This is a genomic window from Streptomyces hygroscopicus subsp. hygroscopicus, from assembly GCF_001553455.1.
Classification (GTDB): Bacteria; Actinomycetota; Actinomycetes; order Streptomycetales; family Streptomycetaceae; genus Streptomyces; species Streptomyces hygroscopicus.
This window is the reverse complement of record NZ_BBOX01000641.1, coordinates 1-1,920: the sequence shown is the minus strand read 5'-3', so window position 1 is coordinate 1,920 and position 1,920 is coordinate 1. Positions and strand designations below refer to the sequence as shown.

Annotated in this window: 1 protein-coding gene; it reads right to left on the bottom strand. The window is 66.4% G+C overall.

What is annotated here, in order from left to right; all coding sequences use genetic code 11:
• Window positions 1-73: 73 nt before the first annotated feature.
• Window positions 74-1,423: a group II intron reverse transcriptase/maturase gene (gene ltrA, locus AXW62_RS39595; protein ID WP_214516893.1), complete on the bottom strand. Its 1,350-nt coding sequence runs from the start codon at window positions 1,421-1,423 to the stop codon at window positions 74-76.
• Window positions 1,424-1,920 lie beyond the last annotated feature (497 nt).

Here is a 1,920-nt window from a genome sequence, read left to right as displayed (position 1 = left end):
AATCGAGTAGGAGGGCCGGGTCGCCCGGCCCTCCTCTCACACCACCGGACATGCGGGCCACGCATCCGGCGGTTCATCCAGCTGATCTCAACCGTTGCCAGGTCGGCTTGAGCATGCACAGACCAAGGTCGTCCCAGTGGGTGGTGGGCAGTGCCTGGTTGAGGACGGCAGAGCCCGCGATCCGCCAGTAGCCCTTGCTGGTGCCGCCCCACTCACGGGACAGCCGCTCGTTGATCCCGAGCTTGCGCAGCATGTGCTGACGGGTCTTCGGCCTCTTCCACTCCTTCCACCGGATCTGCCGCATCCTGCGGTGCAGCCACTTGTCCAGTTCGCGGAACAGGTGTGAACCGTCCGCGAGCCGGAAGTAGCCCATCCAGCCAGCGGTGAAGCGGTTGATCTTCCCGATGCGTTCGGACATCGCGACGCTCCACCGGCGCGACGTCAGTTCCTTGAGCCGCTCCTTCAGGCGCTTGACCGCCTTCGGGTCGACCCGGACACCGACCTTCCCGCCCCGGGCGAAGTAGAAGCCGAACCCCAGCAGCACCGCCTCGCGGGCGTGGACCACCTTCGACTTGTCCCGGTTGACCTTCAGTTTCAGCCGCTGCTCGACCACGGCCGTGACCGAGTCGAGCACCCTGTGGGCAGCTCGTCTGCTACGCACGAAAACGCGAACATCGTCGGCGTAACGCACGAACCGGTGACCGCGCCTGAACAGTTCCCGGTCCAGGTCGTCGAGCATGATGTTCGACAAAACGGGCGAGAGCGGAGACCCCTGCGGGGTCCCTTCCGCACTCGGCATCTTGATGCCGTCCACCATGATCCCGGCTTCCAGATACCTGCGGATCAGTTTCAGGAGCCTGCGGTCACTGACCTTCCGCGCCACCCGTGCCATCAGGACATCGTGCTGGACCCGGTCGAAGAACCGGTCCAGATCGAGATCCACGACCCACCGGTTGCCGTCCTCGACGGCCCGCCGCGCGACCCTGACCGCCTGATGGGCGGACCGGCCGGGACGGAACCCGAAGGACGACCCCGAAAACTCCGGGTCGAAAACGGGCACGAGCACTTGCGCGATGGCCTGCTGGATCAAGCGGTCCAGCACCCGCGGCACCCCCAGCATCCGCTCGCCGCCGCCAGGCTTCGGGATGATCACCTGACGGACCGGCGACGGCCGGTAGATGCCCGCATCGAGTTCGGCCCGGACCTCGGGCCAGTGCACCGCGATCCACGGTCGAAGCTCGACCGTGGTCATGTCGTCCACTCCGGGAGCACCCCGGTTCACCTCGACACGGTTGAGCGCCGCGAGCAGGTTCTCCTTCGAGAGCATCAGCTCCCACAACGAGGACTCCGGCTCGCGGTGAACGTCCTCCGTGAGACGCGCCGGCCGGTCACTGCGCTCCGCCAGGGCCTTCCCGGAATGCACCGGTCCCTCCCTGGTCGGCACCGCCGAAGCGGTATTACTGCGGTCCACGTGACCGGCACGAGCAGTCACCACATCATCCGTTCCACTCGATGTTCGGCCCTTCCCAGCCGCCGTGCTCATCCCGGCTGGTACTACGGCCTCTGCTGACTTCTGCCCGGTCAGCCCGCACCTCCCGGCACAGACTGTCGGCGCGGCGACATCCTCAGCACAGCCGACACCCGGACAGATCTCCCCAGGTAAGAACGATCACTGTCCCTGGATCCCCGCCGCGTTTACGTGCTGGCCTTCTTGGTGGAGACGGGCATCACCTTCCATGGCAGGCTCACCCGGCCAACACGCCTCATACGCGGTTCGTGTTCCTCGGTACCCAGGTCTCGCCTCGGGCTTCCTCCAGACCCCACCTCACGATGACGCCCTTGCCTCCGGCTCGGGGTTAGCACCACCTCTTCCCCCAGGGGACTTCCACCCCCAAGCAGTCGCCCATGCTGGGCACACCA